The organism is Algoriphagus persicinus (genome assembly GCF_035156415.1).
Lineage (GTDB): Bacteria > Bacteroidota > Bacteroidia > Cytophagales > Cyclobacteriaceae > Algoriphagus > Algoriphagus persicinus.
The window spans coordinates 48895-68816 of record NZ_JAYEEY010000008.1; the positions used below are offsets into that span (position 1 = coordinate 48895).

Genomic DNA, 19922 nt, shown 5'->3' on the forward strand with positions numbered 1-19922 from the left:
TAATTCTAAAGGGTTTTAATAGTAGAGATTTTGATAATGTAAGTTTTCGCTACCAGTTGGTATTTATAATGTATCACCGAAAATGTTAAAGTGACTTTTTGAATAATCTGATTGATATCAAGGATTTGAAATTAACTCCTGATGGATCAGAGGTCATCACTTAGAAAATACCGAAATTCTCAATCGAAGGGATTGATTTATAAGCAGATTTTTGTAAAGAAAAGCTGATTGGTATGCAAATCTCGGTTCTATCTCCACAGTTGCGGAATTAACCTGATTTCGAAAAATTAGGGAACGATAAATCTATAGATCAGATTGATTTCGCAAGTGAAAAAGAAGATTTATTGCCTTTCTATTTTTTTAATTAGCATTTGTTCGGCCAGTTTTTGCAATGGGAGGGACGTAATGAGAATTTATTAGGCAATAAGGTATCCTGCAGCGTGAGGAAAGCCTCTCATTTAGGATTTAAAAATGAATTCGGAAAAAAATTCGAACAAATTCGTTCTAAATTTTGAATAGCGTGATTCTTAGACCCAGAGAAGAGGAAACTAGAAATTGATAGCTTCAGAAAGCTCTTCAAATTACTCTCTTAAAAGTTTTATTTGTTGAGACTTATTCCCCCAGATTAATTGGAGGATATAGGCTCCTGGGATAGACCGGTTCAAATATGCATCTACTACTTCTGAAACGGCCTCTACTTTGTTGACCGTGTATGTTTCCGATACCCCTCTTACATCAGAGATTTGAATTAAGATAGGCTCCTCCTTGTAGACAGATCTGTTTAATAAATCGATAGTAACACTAGTTTTCTTCGAGCTAGGATTAGGATAGCCGATCCAAGATCTATTGCCTTTCATCCTATCTACCTTGATCGACTTGGTAACACTGTAGCTAAATGAATCGTCAAAATCCACCTGCTTCAATCGGTAATAGACTACTCCGCCATAAGCTGGAAGTTTAGTGTCAATAAATTTATATTGAGAAGTAGTTTCTGAATAACCTTTACCATCTATTTCCCCGATTTTATTCCAAGATGTCACTCCATTTACTGAGCGCTCAATTTCAAAATGAGAATTTTCCCACTCACTTGTTGTGGCCCAAGAAAGATTACCAGTTCTGTTCTCAGAATCGTATGAAGCGTCAAAGTAGAAGTATTCGACGCCAAGGATTCGGAAATTGAGATAAACAATATAAACAACACCATTTCCACCTCTTCCTCCTCCATCATATCCTGCGCCGCCACCTGAACCTGTTTTATCCATTCCAAGAAAACCTACTGGGTTTGGGACAGTAAGATTCCCATCTCCACCAATTTTCACTTCTCCTGCAGATCCACCGGAGCCTATTTTATCAGTTCCATTAAAGAATCTTCCTATGCCTCCGCCTCCAGCTCCATAGTAGCGAATAGAGTCGCCTAGAGTAAGTACTATTCCGTCTCCACCTCGACCGCCTTCACCTTGACCTTGGCCTGCTGCTTTGCCGTGTTGTCCATCATTTCCACCAGGTTTCCAGGGTGTCAATCCACCACCCCCACCTCCGGCAACTGAATTTTGGGGTTCACTATAATCTCCATTTCCTCCCTCATTTCCCTGATAAATAAATACATTTGGACCTGTATAGGTAATAGCGGTAGGATTTCCGCCTAGCCCTTCAGATTTGGCAGGCTCAGGACTTGCACCTCCACCTCCACCAGAAGCGCCATTCCCTCCAGGATTCCGTTGACTTGATCCGCCACCTCCACCTCCCGGGACAGAAATAGTTATTGCATCACCGTCAATATTTCCTGTAAATGTAGAAGCTTTTCCATCACCACCGGGCAAATCTACATCAATTGCTCCATTGCCCCCGTTTCCAACACCAATTCCAAAACTAGTTCCTGCTGGTAGACCGTTGGGGTTGGAAGTAGTAAAGGTTTGAGAAATTAAGGTACCCGACCCTCCTCCTCCTGATCCTTCACCACCACCGCCGCCACCGCCGCCACTTCCAACGTATACAGTAAATTCAGCCAGTCCATCAGGCGCTATCCAATTGCAATCACGGTCGAATTCGATTACGGTAAAGCCAGATTTAGAACCATCATCAATGAACTTCATGCAATCAGTACTATCAACATCAGGACATGAATAGGATATAACCACCAATCCTTTTCCTCCAACTCCATTTACACCAGACCAGCCTCCACCTCCCCCACTTGGAGATTTACCGTTTTCTTTATTTGCTCCTCCGTCTCCTCCCAACGGACCACCACCTTCTCCTCCATTACTTCCGTTAGCATTCAGGCCATTAAAACCGGAATATCGAGGGTCAAAAGTCCCTCCAACTCCTTGTCCATCATTATTTCCACCGCGTGCATAAACCAAACTATTCCCTATTTGATCAGCAATGTTTGAATTTTTTGTAGCATAGGTCGTGCCTCCAGGTGAATCTTCTCCACCACCTTGACCTACAAATACTCCGATAGGTTTTCCAGGGGTTACAGGAATATTTTTTCTAATGGAATAAGCCCCACCACCACCACCACCACCATTTTTTCCACCACCACCACCACCACCATAGACCTCTATAGTTACAGAATAAACATTCGCTGGGACATAAAAGGTACTATTTGCATCAAAAACTGCAGAACATACTCCGAAATAAGTAGTAGCAGGATCAGAGAAAGTAATGGTACAGACGTCAGTTTCCTTTTTTATGCTTAGAATTTGTACGACATAGGTGTTTTCTATACTATTAATTGGAATAGTATTAAAACTTCCCTTTCCATTTTTTACGGATACATCTATAGGTCCATATGTAGTAAAAGAACCAGAGCCTTGGGCTATTTGGTAAAAAATTTCATAAGTACCATTTGATAAAATGCTTGGATCTCCATTTATGGTAATGGTAGCGGAACCCCCTACAGTTGTAGCAGAAGCTGATGTTACAAAAGTTAATTCATAATTCGGCGTAACATCGATTGTTCCCGTTGCTTCCAATCCATTGATACAAGTGCCATTTAATGGAATTGAATAGGGTTGGGCACCAATGGTTGCATTAGTTGGGGTTCCTGAAATTGTGATTAACCCTGATGTATTATCAAATGATGCAGTGAATCCCGCAGGTAAGCCAACTGGTGTTCCAATGCTAGAAACTCCTGTTGTTTGTTGGGTAAAAGTTAAGCTTGGGGGAGGAGTATTCGGATCTTGATCCGGATCAAAGCAAACTGTTGGGTAGTTATCAACAGCAGAGGTAGGCTCAACGGTGGCTAACGGATTGACCAACACGGTGTAGTCGGTAGTAGGACCTGTACATCCATTGGCAGTGGGAGTAATCACATAGGTAACTGTACCTTGCGTTGTTCCCGTTGTAGAAATGGTTTGGGTAGGAATGGGTCCGGAACCACTTTGGGTAAACCCAGAAACGCCTGTGGTTGCACTGGCCGTCCAGGCAAAGGTAGTTCCAGTGACATCAGAAGTAAGAGCTACCTGCGAAGTGCTACTTCCAGAACAAATTGTTTGATTTAAAGTGGTGTTGGTTACAATTGGCAGTGGATCAACATTGATCGTACCTGTTTCAGTTTGAATTTCACTACAACTTCCACCACTTGCTTCAATTTTAAAAGTAAATGGTGAGCCAGAAGCACTATTAGCATCAGGATTTCCATTTATGGTTAATGTGTCTGCAGAATAGTTGAAGGTAATTCCAGGTGGCAAACCAGTTACAGTTACTGTTTGTGCATTTACAATTCCATAGGTTATATTGACAATATTCTCTTGTTCACAAACTGTTTGATTGTTAGTCCCCGTCCCTGAAGTTAATAAAGTTATTGTACAGGCCAATACCTCCTCAACGCGTAAATTTTCTTTTTTCTCGACCTGAATTTGTTGGGATTGGTTGGGCTTAATTACTTTCCTAATTTTTGGTTTAAATAATTTTGAGATGGGTTCGAGCGAAGCAAAGTCCCTCTCGGCAGTCATGCCATAGAATTCCAAGCTGATCAAAGTCAGAAAAAATAAAAATAAAATAATCGGTAATTGTCTTTTCATACAGTCTTCTCAAATAATGCCTTTAAAACTGTAAAAGATGTATTTAGACAGATGTAAAGTAAATTCCATTTATTTAATAGAAGTTTCAATTATAATTTTTGCAAAATATTTGACAATAAGAATCTTATGATTCATTTACGAGATTTTTCCTATATATAGATTTGTTGAATCTTTTTAAAGTCTAAGCAAATCCAATAGTTCGCTTTACTAATGATGAAATCTTATTTTTTATGTTTTTCTGAAAATCATAAAGTATCATTCAATTAAGGAATAAGCCCTTTCACGGAATTATTATGATTCCTATCAGAATATATAAATTAATCTATACTGCTTGTAATACAAATTATTCGCTTTGAAAAGCAATTAACCTTGAGTAAACAAACAAAATTCTTTAATGCTTGCCAAAAAGGGTATTAAAGATACTTTTTTTATAAGTATCTGCAAATAATATTTCAGAAAAAATTGCGTTGTGTGGGTTCTTATATTTGAATTATTACAATAAAAAATTGAATTATTCGGCAATGATTTTCACCATTTCCAATTTATTTTCTCATTGGATTTCTAATACAACTAGTCCTCTGCGCATTACAGAAAAAGATTCTTTGAGCTTAAGGTTTAAGGTTTGGATGTCACTTACCGTGTGATAAGGTGAATTGCTCATGCCTCCAACTATTCTAAAAATAATCTCACCGCCAGAGTAACTGTCCGGTGAGAGGATATCGATTTTAATTTGATCGGATGTAGCCGGATTGGGATATACTCTCCAGTTTCCTGAAGTTTGTCGAACAGGTGCTGCATTTATACCCACAACTTTGCTGACGCTGGACGACCCATTCAAATCTATCTGCCGAATCCTGTAAAAAAATGAACCACCTGAAAGCGGGAGGCTCGAATCTTGATAAGTATATTCTTCTGGTTGATCAGAGTACCCAATGGCTACTACTTCACCAATTTTCTCCCAGTTTTCAATTCCATTTTGAGTCCTTTCGATTTCAAAATGAGAATTTTCCCATTCTTTTAAGGTAGACCATGAAAGTTGAGAAGTACGATTATTTGAATCATATTTTGCAGAAATGCCAGCCCACTGAACAGGCAGCACTCTTAAATTCAATATATCACAAATATCTATTGTTTCATCTGTCCAATTAATATTTCCTGAACCATTACTTTCGGGATCAATATCATTTTCACAAACCTCTGATCCTGTCCAGCCATTTATTGCTAGACCATTTTCTCCAATAATATTGATATCAGCATTGCCAAACTCTAATTGTGCATCTGGTCCTTGCAAATTAATAACGACACCTTCAAAGCTGAATGAATTCCTACTGCTTTCCCGGGAATCCATAATTAACTTCCCACCTTCTTCTATGCAGATAGTTACATCAGTTAACTCACTATGTAAATTAAATTAAGAGTTGAACCAGCGCCTATTAAAATACATTCTCCCTCAATTGTAAAAGCGGGGTTTTCCCCATTATTCGGGCGTTCTAGTGTAAGATCCGCACCATTTGTCAGAATTATTCCTCCTAAAGTGAAATCGCTTGCTTCCCACGTAAAGGATAAATTTTGATCAAATTTTGCGATTTGGCCAGATGAAAAATTTTCATCCCCAGTCCATTTATTTGAATTCAATCCACCAGTTGAAGATGGATTTACATTTCCATTAATTGATAAATTAGTTGAAGTGTAAGTTCTTGGACTGCCACATTCAGTGCATTGAGCGAAGCCTTGAAAATTGAAACCTAGCATCAAAAAAACGCGAACCATATTTTGTCAGGGCACTTGAATGGTAGAAGCAAGTTCAATAAGGAATTAAGAGGGTGGTGACATTCACAAAACAAAAATTTTACCAAAATGTTAAAAATGAGGTTTTTATAGTTAAAAAAATGATTTAAGTCCTATGAAAAGAGCTTTTGATCACAAATCCAGATGAAAGTATCAGGTTATGAATTTAATAAAAGGATGCAAAAGAGTTTAAATTTGCCGAAGAGCAAAAAAAGAGGCTGCCTCAAATGAGACAGCCTACAGTCTGTTATTACAATGTTTGAAACTTACCCGTTCATACTGATTAAAAACTCCGCATTATCTCGGGTTCCTTTCATTCTGTTCAGTAGGAATTCCATAGATTCTTGAGAGTTCATATCACTCATGAGCTTACGAAGGATCCATACACGCTGCATTTCTTCTTTGTCCATCAGTAGATCCTCACGACGAGTACCCGAGTTAAGCACATCGATAGAAGGATAGATTCTTCTGTTTGCAAGCTTACGATCCAAAGCTAGCTCCATGTTACCGGTTCCTTTGAATTCTTCAAAGATCACCTCATCCATTTTAGAACCTGTCTCTACCAGGGCAGTTGCGATAATGGTCAATGAACCACCGTTCTCTACGTTACGTGCTGCGCCAAAGAAGCGCTTTGGTTTGTGAAGTGCATTCGCATCTACACCACCCGACAGGATTTTTCCTGAGCTTGGAACCACGGTATTGTGCGCCCGGGCAAGTCTGGTAATGGAATCCAATAGGATTACCACATCATGACCTACTTCCACCATTCGCTTTGCTTTTTCCAATACGATATTTGACACTTTTACATGTCTGTCGGCAGTCTCATCGAATGTAGAGGAAATAACCTCTGCATTTACCGAGCGAGCCATATCTGTCACTTCTTCAGGTCGCTCGTCAATCAGCAAGATCATCAAGTGAACTTCAGGGTGATTTCTGGTAATCGCATTTGCGATCTGTTGCAACAAGACTGTTTTACCGGTTTTTGGCTGAGCCACGATCATACCTCTTTGTCCTTTTCCTATTGGAGCAAACAGGTCAACCACTCTAGTAGAGAATTTATCCCCTGAGGTAGATAGGTTCAATCTTTCTTCTGGGAAAAGTGGAGTTAGGTATTCGAAAGGAACGCGGTCTCGGATTTCATCAGTCGTCTTTCCATTGACGGTGGCAATCTTCAAAAGTGCAAAATACTTTTCGCCTTCTTTGGGAGGGCGGATTGAGCCTTTGATATGATCTCCAGTCTTCAGTCCGAAAAGCTTCACTTGGCTTGGCGACACATAGATATCATCCGGCGAAGCTAAGTAATTGTAATCCAATGAGCGAAGGAAGCCGTAGCCTTCTTGCATCATTTCCAATACCCCTTCATTGTCAATCACTCCATCGAATTCACGTGGGTTTACACCCGGACGTCTGCGATTGGAATGGGGAACTGTTTCAGCTGCTGGCACCATGACTTCATCAGGGGACTTGAAGTTTCTACGTTTAGGAAGCTCTACTTCCTGCTCAGGCTTACCTTGTGTAGGAGAATTTCGAGGATTATCTTCTTTAGTCTCGGCAGCTGTTTCTGCCTCTTCAATAGCTTTTCGTCTTGGCCTGAAAGTCTTAGGCTCTTCTGTGTTAGCTTCAGCTTGCGGATGAGGTTTTCTTTCAGGACGATCTTGAGGAGCTTCTTTTTTTGCCTTCCAGTCAGGCTTAGTGTCTTTATTTCTAAGGTCTGAAGAATTTTTAGGCTCTTCGGCAGGAGTTTCTTCTGCTTTTGGGATTGCAGTTACGTTTTGTCTTTTAAACTTCGGCTTGAATTCCGGCTCTTCGGCTGGCTTGGCAGCAGTAGGTTTTGGTGTTTCTACTGGTGTTTCAGGCGTTTTTTCTTGTTCGGCGGAAGGGGCTGCTGAAAGCTTCTTTTTAGGCAGGGCTTGCTCTGGGGTGATAGCCTGCTGATCGAGGATGGCATAGACGAGTTCGTCTTTCTTTAGAGATTTGCGGTTTTTGACACCTAGCTCCTCAGCGATTTCCTTGAGTTCAGATAGTAATCTGACTCTGAGTTCTTCTATGTTGTACATAAAGAGGGGATGAAATAAATAAAATGTGGTAAATGCGGTATTTGAGATCGCGGATGATTTTCTGAGCAAAAAAGATCTGCAGGAAATAATCTCAAGTCAAAGTGGGATGACTTGCTCATTCACGGTAATAGCACAATATTAACCTATGAGTTTGTATTAAGCAAATATTTATGTGGGATAGACAGTTATTTCAATCATATCGCAAGCATTAGCTGTACAATTGTCTCAGAATTACCAAGGATTTCCAGTTTCCCGGGTTGTCTAAGTGCTGACTATAGAAGTCAAGTAGGTGATCCAAAATCTTTTGTCGCAGGAATTTTCCTATCTTGGTTTCATTCGAGAAAGAGTCACTCATCAGGGCTGCCAAATAATTCTCAGCTAGAGGGAGTTCACTAGGAGCAAATGGCTGTGATCGGCTTTCGGACAAAAAGCCAAGTGCTTCCTGCGGGGCAAAGCCTAGAAAGCTAGCTTGTTCTATAAGGAATACCAATGGAAATTGGCCTAGGTGTACGTCTTTGCTATCTAAATGTAAGATGCAGTTTTTGAGAAAATCAAAAAGAGATTCGTTCTGATAATTCTCATAAATAGACTTGCTGATTACCTCTGTAATGAAAAGCGCAGTGCCTGTCCTGGTAATATCAAATGGAATACGTTGATGAGCTTGGTGTAATTGTACTTCGGAGATTCGTTGCAGACCACCATTGTCTTTGTCATAAACTACTAGATCAAGTAAGGTGAGCGGCTGGTATAACGCTATTTTTGATTTGTTCCCTTGGGTGCGTACTCCGTTTACCAAGTAAGATTTAAGGCCAAGCTCCCTGGTAAAGATCTTTACGATGATACTCGTCTCTTTGTATCGTATGGCACTAAGAACTATCCCTTGGGTCTTTTTAAGCATTCTATTACATTTTCAGGTAGTAAATTATTCAAGAGCCAAGAGTCAAGAATCAAGAGTTAAGACTTGCCTAGAGGGAATAGTCATTTCGACGACGAGGAATGTGAAGGAGAAATCTCTTAAAGCAAAAACGAGATTTCTCAGTCGCCCCTCCTTCGAAATGACTCGCATACAAAACTGCTCACTGCGAACTCCAACATCAAGCATCCAACACCGGACATTCAATCATTTCTTATCCTCATAAAAGCACTTCCTGCAGCGTGCTTCATAACTTTCTTTTTCTCCAAGTACCACTTTCTCTTTCGCATCGGATAGCCGAAACGAAAAGGCAGCTAGGTCTCCACACTTTATGCATATCGCATTCACCTTGGTGACATATTCCGCGATAGCCATCAGCTTTGGCATAGGTTCAAAAGGGTTTCCCTCAAAATCCATGTCAAGCCCGGCGAGAATTACGCGCTTGCCTTGATTGGCTAGCTTTTGTGCCACTGGGACGATTTGCTCATCGAAGAACTGAACCTCGTCGATTCCCACTACGTCACAATCTCCACTTAATAATAGGATGTCATTTGCAAAATTTACCGGTGTTGATCGGATAGAGTTGTCGTTGTGCGAAACCACATCATTATCGTCGTAGCGCTTGTCAATCGATGGCTTGAATATCTCTACCTTTTGCTTCGCAATTCTGGCACGATTCAGCCTGCGAATCAATTCTTCTGTTTTCCCAGAAAACATTGATCCACAAATCACCTCGATCTGACCTTTATTTCCTGAGGATTTGATACTACCAATTGAAGGTTCTAAAAACATCGCTGATGCTATTCGCTATATTTTATATGTGGGAATTTATTGAAATTGCCAACTCGGGCCACAATTTCACCTGATGGAAGTTCCGCTTGACAAGCCAATCTTTCTCCAGCACTTAATCGGCCTTGCTGAAGAAAATCAAGTTCCACTTTGTTAGGAGCGGAGAGATTTTCTTCGCCCGATTTCAAAATGATTTTGCATGTGGTACATCTTCCCTTTTTCCCACACGCATGCATCCAGTCGATACCATTTTCATGAATAATTTCGATAACTTTACGATGAACGCTAATGGAATTAATCCTCAGATTAAATAGATTTTCTATGACGATTTGAGGCATTTGTTCGTTGACTTTTGTAAACACCACTCTTCAATGACAACTCAAATTAACAGCAATTATTTAGAAAAATATGCCGAAGACTATGCCGCAATTGTTTGCGGACAGTTTTTCTCTTCCAAGCAATACATGACCGGGCAGGATATTGTGCAGCTGACCAACAGTGTCCAGGTGAATTTCTTTATTCTCAAAAGGCTATTCGAATTGTGGCAGGAGGAATTAGGCAAGCTTAAGAGTAGTCCATATTTTGATTACAGGGATATTACGGTACATGAGGCTTTGACAGACTTTATGAATGTACTTTCTAGGAGAATCAAAATCGAACGAGAGCAGGTACAGCCGCTAATGGAAGCTGCTGTACAGGAGGCAATCCAGCTTGCTATTGATCCGGTGGCATTTTATCAGCATGAGATCTCAAAAGCACCAGCAGGACAGATCAACGAGTTTCTCAAGGAAAATAGGAAATATTACAAATGGCATAATCAAACGGTTTTCTTTTTAATAGATAAGGCAGGCTTTGGCCATGACCAGAGTGCTTATTTGCGTGCTGTTTCAGCTAATTATCAGGCTATTAAGGAGTCTTTAGAATCTGTTAATTTGCTTCTTGCAACCCTCGGGGATATCAAACCATTTGATTTGGATGCCTATATAGTTCCGGATTCGCCGGAGCCATCTACAGCTTCGATTCCAGAAATAAGTAAAAGACAAGAAACAACCAGTTCTTTCTTCGATCAGGTGGAAATAGAAGCCTCTGGCATAAGGAATGCTGCGGATGAGCTAGCAAAAAGTGAGGAGATAACACCTGTAAAAGTAGCAGCACCCACTTACACCAATGGTACTGCAAGTGGGTTAGATCCATCTAATTTGAAAGCGAAATTCGAAACCCTCTCTTATAAAGGCATGAAGGGTATAATGGGAGAGCTAGCCGAAAGTCTGGCTATCAATCAGCGGTTTATGTTTACTAAAGAGCTTTTTGACGGAAATGCAGATCTTCTCAAGCATGCATTAAAATCCATTGACAAGTGTGATTCATTTGACGAGGCGATTTCACTGGTCAATTCGCGCTATGTAGGGGAATTGAGCTGGAAAGCAGAAACTGAACCCGTTCAAGAATTTCTTCTGCTTGTGTATAGAAAGTTTGAAGTTTAATCAACAAATCAAGACTGAAGAATTTTAAGGGCTGATTTTCAGCTCTTTTTTTCTGTTTATACAATCAAATCTCCTTAATTTATAGGAATTGCTTAATTCACAGATTATCTTGTTTTTGCATGTTGATATTTTGAGTAAGCTTTTTTTAATCAATGCGTAAAAAACTCCAAGACCTGAAAGACCTTCCTCCATTAGAACCGGGCATAGATGCCGTGGATAACTATTGGTACCTAATCATGTATCTGCGTGATTTAATCAAAGCTTCTGAGATCAAAGCTGGCTTAGTGCTGTCCTTTTATGGCTTATTGATGAATGTCTTTTTCCAGTTTTACGAGCATTTGATAGAGCTGGCATCCTCAGATTACCTCACCTATGGTTTTATGGGGCTGTGGTTTGTATTCAGCGTTATTTCCATTTATTATAGTTTTAGATGTTTTATGCCGCAGATTGAGTCCAATTATGACAAGAGCGTATTCTTCTTTGGGAATATTATTTCGTCCTATGGCCCTATCAAAGACTATGTAAAAGAGCTGGAGAAAGTGAACACAAGTAGAGGGTCGCTCTTTGACCAGCTAGGGGAGCAGGTTTACATTAATGCCAAGATCACTGCAACGAAATTTAGAAATGTCAATCTTTCCGTTCGATACTTATCATTTAATATTGGCTTAGTGTTTGTCTTTATTTTGTATTACGCTATAAAGACGGCCTTTTAGCCATCAGACCTGTTTCATTCCATGCAAGAATATCGTACTCTTCGAAAACAAGTTTTATCCAATCTTGAGGCTAATTTGCCCAAGTCCCTCACCTACCATGCGCTAGATCATACGATGGATGTGCTGAATGTTTGTAATCAATACATCAAGCGGGAAAAGCTTTCTGAGAAGGAACGTTATCTGTTGAGAACAGGTGCAATAGTCCATGATATGGGGTTTCTCAAAGGCCCCGCTAACCATGAAGAAGTAGGAGCTGCTATGGCAGAAGTTATTTTGAAGGACTTAGGCGTGATGTCGGAAGATATTGAGAAAGTAAAAGGACTGGTGATGGCTACTAAAATCCCACAAAATCCACAAAATCACCTTCAGCGAATCATCTGTGATGCTGACCTAGATTACTTAGGAAGACAAGATTATCCGGAGATCAGCCAGAGACTTTTCGTGGAATTGAAGAATATGAATGTGATAACTACTGCGCAGCAGTGGAAGGATCTGCAGATTAATTTTTTGAAGGCGCATCATTACCACACGCCATTTGCAATCAAGAATAGAGAACCGCAGAAGCAAATCTGGCTTCAAAAACTACTGGATTCTTAACCCATCCTGCCCAGCTGAAGTGCTCTGGCACTATCCATTTTTATGAAAATAAACAGCAGAATGGTAAATGACCAAAGCGATGATCCACCATAGCTAAAGAATGGCAACGGAATACCTACCACTGGAAACAAGCCGATCGTCATGGCGATATTGATCATGAAGTGAAACATCAAAATCGAAATTACACCATAGCCATATATTCTGTTAAATCTGTTCTTTTGGCGCTCAGCCATGAAAACTAATCTGGTAAGCAAGGTGACAAATAGTGCGATGACAACTAAGCTACCAAGCCAGCCAAACTCTTCACCCAAGGTACAAAAGATGAAATCGGTATGTTGCTCCGGGACAAAGTCGAATTTTGTCTGAGTACCCTGCAAATAGCCTTTGCCTGCAAGTCCACCAGAACCAATAGCAATTTTAGATTGCATAACATTCCATCCGACACCAAGTGGATCCAGGTCTGGATTGAAGAGTACCATGATTCTGTTTTGATGATGCTCAGGCAGTTTGGATACTACGAAATCAAGGCTATAAGTGAAAGCAATTAATGCTATTCCTATTACACTAAAGGCGATGATCTGCTGTGGTGTCTTTTTCCCGAGTAGGATCAGGGTGACGACTATGACAACAATAGCTCCCGCCAAATAAAGGTTGTTTTCTATACCCAAAGCAAGTAAGGCCAATACAATAATACCGATACTAAGCACAAAGTATTTTTGTGGAAGACCCTCCCGATAAAACATGATCAAAAAGGAGAAATACACCATGGCCGTACCTGTATCCGGCTGAAGAATGATCAGCACTATTGGTAATAAAAGCACAGCAAATGCTCGGAGTTGATATTGGGGTTTGGAGAGGTCAAAAGTTGGTCTTTCCATAAACTTGGCCAATGCTAAAGCTGTAGCAAATTTGGCAAACTCTCCGGCTTGGATACGGAATGACCCGAATCCAATGGTAAGAACCTGGCCATTTACCTCTTTTCCTAAAATCGGCGTCAATAGTAATAATACAATAAACACTAGATAAATCGGTATGGCCAGATTTTCGAAAAGCCGGTAATCGGCAGCCATGATTACAATGATGATCGCTATGGCCGTACCTATCCAGACAAGTTGCTTCCCTGAATTGATGGAGAAATCAAAAATACTTTTATCCACCTGACCATCATAGACGGCAGCATAAATATTGAACCAGCCCAACATCACCAATGCGAAATAAATCATGACGGTGATCCAATCCACCCGATTTATGTTGATATCTGTCTCGCGCATTAATAAATGAAATTTCCGGCTATGACATATTGCTCTAGCGCAGGTCTGGAGATGCTATCTTTAAGGTATTTTTCGATCATAAGAGAAGCTGTACTAGCGGCAGCTCTACCACCCCAGCCTGCATTTTCCACATAGACTGCAATAGCTATCTGGGGATTATCTTTTGGCGCAAAAGCAATGAACACAGAGTGATCTTCTCCATGTGGATTTTGAGCAGTTCCCGTTTTTCCTGCGATTTGGATGTCTTTCATGAGCGCACGCTGGGCTGTGCCATATAGAGCCTGCACCATAGCATCCTGTACCATATCAAAGTGATAGGAATCTACGCCTACTTCGTGTTTGGTGAGGTATTCCTGAGGAATTTGATTCTTGTCTCCGTCTATTGCCCTGACCAAATGAGGGGTATAGTAAAACCCTTTATTTGCGAAAATTGCGGCCAAATTAGCCATTTGAAGCGGTGTGACTAATAATTCACCTTGACCTATGGATAGAGAATAGATGGTAGAATATTTCCATCTTCCATTTCCGTAATAATGATCATAATAGCCACTGTTTGGCACCAAGCCTTTCTTCTCATTTGGCATATCCACACCCAAGGTGCCCCCTAGTCCAAATTTCAATACACGTTCACGCCAAGCATTTAGCCCAAGCTCGGTATCCTTGTAGGTGTTACTGGAAACTTCCTGATTGATGATTTGGCGGAATGCCTGATGGTAATAAGGGTTGCAGGAATTCCGTATTGCCCCGAAAAGGTTAACAGGGGAAGGGTGATTGTGACAGGCTACCAAGGACTTATTGCAGGCAAAGGTAGTTTCCGGAGTCAAAACACCTTCTTGCAATCCGATGAGACTTTGTACGATCTTGAAAATCGAACCCGGAGGATAGGTCGCCATGATCGGTCGATTAAAGAGAGGCTTTGTATCTAATGCATTTAGTGCGGTGTAGCTTTTGCTGAAATCTGAACCGGTAAGACTGTTTGGATCGTAAAAGGGCGCAGAGATCATAGAGAGTATTTCTCCGGTTTTTGGCTCAATAGCCACCACAGATCCGGTTTTCCCATTCATAAGCATTTCGCCATACTTCTGGAGCTCCATATCTATGGAGGAGTTGATGTTATGACCGGCCATAGATGCGGTATCATAATCACCGTCTTTGAAGGGACCCTTGTCCACGCCACGTACGTTGACCATTTTGTATTTCACTCCCTTTTCACCTCGTAGTTCATCTTCATAGAAGCGTTCCATTCCACTAAGACCTACATAATCGCCCTGCACATAATACCCTGAACTGTCACGCTCCAGCTGTCTTCCGCTAATTTCTCCGATGTAGCCCAACGCATGAGAAGCGATAGGATTAGGATAGGAGCGCACAGACCGAGTCATGATAAATAGACCCGGATAATCGATTAGGAAGTCTTGAATTCTGGCGAATTCATTGGTAGATATTTGCTTGATAAAGGTGGATGGCTTTACGTAGGAATAGTTACGTGCTGCCTGGTAGGACTCGATCAAATGCTCTTTTGTAATTCCAAAAAGCTCTATGAAACGGGTAGTATCTCCCACTTCAAATTCCTTTGGGACAATCATCAAATCAAAAATAGGATTGTTGTAAACGAGCAACTTCCCTTTTCGGTCATAGACTAATCCACGATAGGGGTGATCTACTATTCGTTGAATAGCATTTCGTTCAGCTTTTTTGATAAAGCTGTCGTCCATCACTTGTATCATAAATAGCTTGGTCAAAAGCACCAAACCTATCAAGAAAACAAAGATGATTATGACTACGGGTCTTTGGTCGTTCATCAGATTCCTCTCCTGCGTTTGAAGAACAGTAGTTGTACAATTATAGCCAAAATGACTGTAAATATCGAGGAGAAAAGGCTTTTGTTTAGCACGCCAAATAATCCTCCTGTTCCCCACTGATCGGCAATGAAAAACATCAGTGAAAAGGCAAAAACTAAGGGTAATGAGTAACTGATGTACCAGCCAATTCCCATTTCAGGTAAGGTAGGATTGTTTGCGTCATCATAGCCGCCATTTGGGCTGAGGGCTTTTATCCAATATGGGCGAAGAAATGCTAAAAGCGTAGCCGCCGCCGCATGCAGACCAAGTGTATCGTAAAACACATCAATCAATAACCCAAGTCCAAAACTGATCAAGATCAATGAGAAGCTGCGGATGCTAATAGGGAAACTCAAGATACCCAACAGGTAAATGAAGCAGAAAGCCACGCCAAAGAGGGACACGTTTTTCAGTAGTAATATCTGCACTACACAGAGAGAAATCACCAAGAAAACGCTAGTGATCAGGTTTCTAAAATTCATTGACGATTGCTGATTGCTTGTGAAGAGAGTCAAGCTCATCCAACTGAGTATTTTCTACTAAATAAACATAATTCACCTTGCTGAAATCTGCACTGAGGGTGATTACAATATCCAGGTAGTTTGGATCTTCTCCTTGATCTATACTTTCGATAATACCGACTATAATTCCTTCCGGAAAAACAGCACTGTAGCCAGTAGTAACGACTGTATCTCCAGGGCTGACTGATACGTGACGGGGTACGTACAGCAGCTTGGTTTTCTTAGAGTCCTTTCCATCCCATTTTACAGAACCAAAGGAATCATTGCTTTTGATTTTAGCAGAGAGGTTCAGTTCTGTATTAAGGAGAGAAAAGGCTACTGAGTAATTTTCAGATACGGACTTCACTCTGCCTATGACTCCCTGCTTGCTAAATACACCCATCCCAGGTTTTACACCATCCTTAGACCCTTTATTTAGAGTAATGTGATTTTGTGCAAAACGAAGAGAATTGCTGATAATTCGTGCTCCTCGGAAGTTTAGCTGCATTTCCATGGCAGAATCCAACTCGAAAGTTACACTATCCGGAATCGCATTCATGGATGTTAGCTGCTCAAGTAGTCTGGCATTTTCAGAGAGTAACGCATCATTTTCCTCAGCCAGCGAGAAGAAATCCACCACATCTGAACGAGTCTTAAGCACAGAGCCGGTCACTGCATTAGAACTATTGAAGAAAGCTGCACCCTGGGGCGAATTATTGGAGACGATTAATCCTATCGCCAATACTTCAAGCAAAACAAATAAAAGAAATGACCTGAGGCTATAGAGAAATTGAAGGATGCGTAGCATTCGGGGTTTATGTCATCAATACTGTTCGGAAATTTTGTACGTTTTTCAAGGCAGTGCCTGTTCCTCTCACTACAGCTCTCAGCGGATCTTCTGCAATGTGGATAGGAAGTTTGGTCTTTTGATGCAGCCTTTTATCCAGGCCTTTTAGTAAAGCTCCGCCTCCTGTGAGGTGAATACCGTTGTCGTAGATATCTGCTGAGAGTTCCGGTGGGGAAATCTCCAAAGCTTTCAGAACAGCTTCTTCGATCTTCGACACGGATTTGTCCAAAGAGAATGCAATCTCTGAATAGGAGACTTTGATCACCTTAGGAATACCTGTCATCAGGTCACGCCCTCGGATCTCGTAATCCTCAGGCGGATCATCGAGCTCGGTCAAAGCCGAACCAATCGCAATTTTCACTTTTTCGGCAGAACGCTCACCGATCAGCAAGTTGTGCTGACGACGCATATAGTCTAGAATATCTTTGGTAAACGTATCGCCCGCTACACGAATGGACTGATCTGCGACAATACCTGATAGAGCGATCAACGCAATCTCGGTAGTACCACCTCCGATATCCACGATCATGGATCCCATTGGCTTTTCGATGTCGATCCCGATACCAATGGCAGCTGCTATAGGTTCGAAAATCATGTAAACTTCTTTGGCACCGGCGTGCTCAGCAGAGTCACGTACGGCTCGTTTTTCTACCTCAGTAATTCCAGAAGGAATACAGATCACCATGCGGTGGGACTGTGGGAATAAGCCTTTTTTCTGGCCCGGGATCATCTTGATCAAACCTCTGATCATTTGCTCTGCGGCGTAGAAATCGGCGATTACCCCATCTTTCAGTGGACGGATAGTTTTTATGTTTTCATGCGTTTTCTCATGCATGTTCATAGCTTCTCGACCTACCGCCAATACACGATTGGTGGTTTTGTCGATTGCGATGATGGAAGGTTCGTCTACTACAATTTTATCTTTATGAATGATCAGGGTATTTGCGGTACCGAGGTCGATTGCAATATCACTTGAGAAAAAGTCAAATAATCCCATTTTTAGGTATTGATTGTATTTACTGGAGTTGAGAGTTTAATATACTACGCTAAGGTTTCATATTAAACGGGGGTCGGCAAAATTATTATCTTAATGGGACAAATTTGATAGAATCGGGATATTTTTTGGCAACAATATTAAATGATTCTCAGGTAGCTTTAGTTTGTCGAAGTTTTATCTGAGCGAAAAACCTAACTATCGATGGCTCATGATTTAGCGCCCTCATTGTTTTTACTGTAAAATTATTTTACCTTTGCGACGTATTCGAAAGTTTCTGGAGGGGACACCATATGGTCCCCTCTTTCATTATGCATACTATGACTGAATTGAAACAAGCTATCGAAGAGATTGTGGAGAAGCATCTTCCGGATGAGAATCATTTCGTGGTCGAGGTGAAATTGTCTGAGAAATCAGGGAAGAAGCTACTCAACGTCCTTTTGGATGCTGATGAAGGAGTGACGATCCAGTCTTGCGCAAAGCTAAGCAGGGCGGTTTCAGAAGAGCTTGAGGCAAAAGACATGATGCCTGAGGCTTATATTCTGGAGGTTTCTTCCCCAGGGCTAGATTTTCCTTTGAGTAGTAGGAGACAATTTCAGAAAAATATCAACAGGGAGCTAATGATTTCTTTGACCTCAGGAGAAGTAATTCAGGGCAAACTATTGGAAGTTTCAGAAACTGGTGTAAAACTACTGGTGAAAAAGAAAAAGGAAAAAGGCAAAAAAGCCACAGAGGAGGAAGTTTCTCTTCCTTTCGAAGAGATGAAGAAATCAATTGTACAAGTATCTTTTAAATAAATCAAATGGATGCCAAAGTCTTAATAGAATCCTTCGCTGAATTTGCGAGATCTAAAAATGTGGATCGACCTACAATGATCCGTATCTTGGAAGATGTGTTCAGAGCGATGATTCGCAAGAAGTTTGAAACTGATGAAAACTTCGATGTGACCATTAATGCTGATCAAGGAGACCTTGAGATATTCCGTATCCGTGAAATTGTCGACGACAATTCTGAGGATATTTGGGATTTAGATAAAATCAGCTTTACGGAAGCCCGTAAAATCGAGCCTGATTTTGAGATAGGAGAAGAAGTTTACGAGAAAATTGAATTGGAAGCTTTTGGTAGGCGCGCTGTGCAGATGGCCCGTCAGACATTGATCCAGAGAATCAAGGATCTTGAAAAAGACCTTCTATATAATAAGTATGAGGAACTAGTAGGAGAGATCGTAAGTGCTGAAGTTTACCAGATTCTAGGAAGAGAAATTCTTCTCATGGATGGAGACGGAAATGAGCTGATCTTACCTAAAGCAGAGCAGATTTCGAAAGACCGCTTCAGAAAAGGTGATACCGTGAAGGCGATTGTACATAGAGTGGATATGTCCAATGGTAACCCTAAAATCATCCTTTCTAGAACCTCTCCAATATTCTTGGAGCGCTTGTTTGAAAACGAAGTTCCTGAAGTTTACGATGGCTTGATTACCATCATCAAGATAGTAAGAGAGCCAGGCGAAAGAGCTAAAGTCGCTGTCGAATCCTACGATGATCGTATTGATCCGGTGGGGGCTTGTGTTGGAATGAAAGGATCTAGAATTCATGCTGTTGTAAGAGAATTGCAGAATGAAAATATTGATGTAATCAATTACACCGAGAATTTGGATTTATATGTCACTCGTGCATTGAGTCCAGCTAAGGTTTCTTCGATCACTGCGAATGAAGAAACAAAAAGATTATCCGTGTTCCTCAAGCCGGACCAGGTATCGCTGGCTATCGGTAAAGGGGGTTATAATATCAAACTTGCCAGTAGATTGGTAGGTTATGAAATCGACGTATTCCGTGAGTTGAACGAATACGAAGAAGAAGATGTCGATTTGATGGAGTTTGTTGATGAAATCGACGGCTGGATCATCGACGAATTAAAAAAGACAGGTTTGGATACTGCGAAAAGCGTATTGAGCTTGACTAAAGAGGATCTGACTCGAAGAACAGAGCTTGAAGAAGAAACTGTCGATGAGATATTCAGGATACTCGGACAAGAATTTGATCAATAAAACGGGAAATAACCCCCGTGTAATACCCTAATTATTTAAGATTTCGAAAGAAGTTT

17 protein-coding genes are annotated in these 19922 nt (G+C 40.9%); 5 read left to right on the forward strand and 12 right to left on the reverse strand.

Going from position 1 to position 19922, the window contains the following annotated elements; all coding sequences use genetic code 11:
- Nucleotides 1–581: 581 nt before the first annotated feature.
- The 7 genes from U3A58_RS07930 to U3A58_RS07960 form a co-directional block, all read right to left on the reverse strand.
- Complete coding sequence (locus U3A58_RS07930; protein ID WP_323822878.1) at nt 582–4025, reverse strand: glycine-rich domain-containing protein; 3444 nt, start codon at nt 4023–4025, stop codon at nt 582–584.
- Between the two features lie 550 nt (nt 4026–4575).
- Nucleotides 4576–5373 carry a hypothetical protein gene (locus U3A58_RS07935; protein WP_323822879.1) on the reverse strand — a complete coding sequence of 266 codons (798 nt, stop codon included), beginning with the start codon at nt 5371–5373 and terminating at the stop codon, nt 4576–4578.
- Between the two features lie 41 nt (nt 5374–5414).
- Entirely contained in the window at nt 5415–5795 is a 381-nt protein-coding gene (locus tag U3A58_RS07940; RefSeq protein WP_323822880.1) for a hypothetical protein, read from the reverse strand.
- Nucleotides 5796–6079: 284 nt separating this feature from the next.
- Nucleotides 6080–7870: a transcription termination factor Rho gene (rho, locus tag U3A58_RS07945; protein ID WP_323822881.1), complete on the reverse strand. Its 1791-nt coding sequence runs from the start codon at nt 7868–7870 to the stop codon at nt 6080–6082.
- A gap of 208 nt (nt 7871–8078) precedes the next feature.
- Nucleotides 8079–8768 (reverse strand): DNA repair protein RecO, encoded by a 690-nt coding sequence (gene recO / locus U3A58_RS07950; RefSeq protein ID WP_323822882.1) that lies wholly within the window; start codon nt 8766–8768, stop codon nt 8079–8081.
- 222 nt (nt 8769–8990) lie between these two features.
- A complete protein-coding gene (locus U3A58_RS07955; protein ID WP_323822883.1) occupies nt 8991–9575 on the reverse strand; it encodes a thymidine kinase in 585 nt (194 codons plus the stop codon).
- 8 nt (nt 9576–9583) lie between these two features.
- The gene (locus U3A58_RS07960; RefSeq protein ID WP_323822884.1) at nt 9584–9910 is read right to left on the reverse strand and encodes a 2Fe-2S iron-sulfur cluster-binding protein; all 327 of its coding nucleotides are present in this window, start codon (nt 9908–9910) and stop codon (nt 9584–9586) included.
- A 33-nt stretch (nt 9911–9943) separates the two neighbouring features.
- Between U3A58_RS07960 and U3A58_RS07965 the strand changes: the two genes are divergently transcribed.
- From U3A58_RS07965 to U3A58_RS07975, 3 genes are all read left to right on the forward strand, one after another.
- Nucleotides 9944–11056, forward strand: coding sequence for a hypothetical protein (locus tag U3A58_RS07965; protein WP_323822885.1), 1113 nt, complete (start codon nt 9944–9946; stop codon nt 11054–11056).
- A 152-nt stretch (nt 11057–11208) separates the two neighbouring features.
- Nucleotides 11209–11769, forward strand: coding sequence for a Pycsar system effector family protein (locus U3A58_RS07970; RefSeq protein ID WP_323822886.1), 561 nt, complete (start codon nt 11209–11211; stop codon nt 11767–11769).
- Between the two features lie 21 nt (nt 11770–11790).
- On the forward strand, nt 11791–12366 hold the full coding sequence (locus tag U3A58_RS07975; RefSeq protein WP_323822887.1) for an HD domain-containing protein: 576 nt from the start codon (nt 11791–11793) through the stop codon (nt 12364–12366).
- Here U3A58_RS07975 and rodA read toward each other — a convergent pair.
- The 5 genes from rodA to U3A58_RS08000 are packed head-to-tail and all read right to left on the reverse strand — an operon-like array spanning nt 12363 to nt 17822.
- The gene (gene rodA / locus U3A58_RS07980) at nt 12363–13637 is read right to left on the reverse strand and encodes a rod shape-determining protein RodA (RefSeq protein ID WP_323822888.1); all 1275 of its coding nucleotides are present in this window, start codon (nt 13635–13637) and stop codon (nt 12363–12365) included. The genes U3A58_RS07975 and rodA overlap by 4 nt on opposite strands.
- Nucleotides 13637–15439: a penicillin-binding protein 2 gene (gene mrdA / locus U3A58_RS07985; protein ID WP_323822889.1), complete on the reverse strand. Its 1803-nt coding sequence runs from the start codon at nt 15437–15439 to the stop codon at nt 13637–13639. Before mrdA ends, rodA begins: the two co-directional genes overlap by 1 nt.
- Nucleotides 15439–15960: a rod shape-determining protein MreD gene (locus tag U3A58_RS07990; protein WP_323822890.1), complete on the reverse strand. Its 522-nt coding sequence runs from the start codon at nt 15958–15960 to the stop codon at nt 15439–15441. The genes mrdA and U3A58_RS07990 overlap by 1 nt, the downstream gene beginning before the upstream one ends.
- On the reverse strand, nt 15950–16786 hold the full coding sequence (mreC, locus tag U3A58_RS07995) for a rod shape-determining protein MreC (RefSeq protein WP_323822891.1): 837 nt from the start codon (nt 16784–16786) through the stop codon (nt 15950–15952). The genes U3A58_RS07990 and mreC overlap by 11 nt, the downstream gene beginning before the upstream one ends.
- Nucleotides 16787–16793: 7 nt before the next feature.
- Nucleotides 16794–17822 carry a rod shape-determining protein gene (locus U3A58_RS08000; protein ID WP_057939075.1) on the reverse strand — a complete coding sequence of 343 codons (1029 nt, stop codon included), beginning with the start codon at nt 17820–17822 and terminating at the stop codon, nt 16794–16796.
- A gap of 317 nt (nt 17823–18139) precedes the next feature.
- On the opposite strand from U3A58_RS08000, the gene U3A58_RS08005 reads away from it, so the two are divergent.
- A complete protein-coding gene (locus tag U3A58_RS08005) occupies nt 18140–18616 on the forward strand; it encodes a ribosome maturation factor RimP (protein WP_323822892.1) in 477 nt (158 codons plus the stop codon).
- A gap of 5 nt (nt 18617–18621) precedes the next feature.
- On the forward strand, nt 18622–19866 hold the full coding sequence (gene nusA / locus U3A58_RS08010) for a transcription termination factor NusA (RefSeq protein ID WP_323822893.1): 1245 nt from the start codon (nt 18622–18624) through the stop codon (nt 19864–19866).
- The last annotated feature ends 56 nt before the right edge of the window (nt 19867–19922 follow it).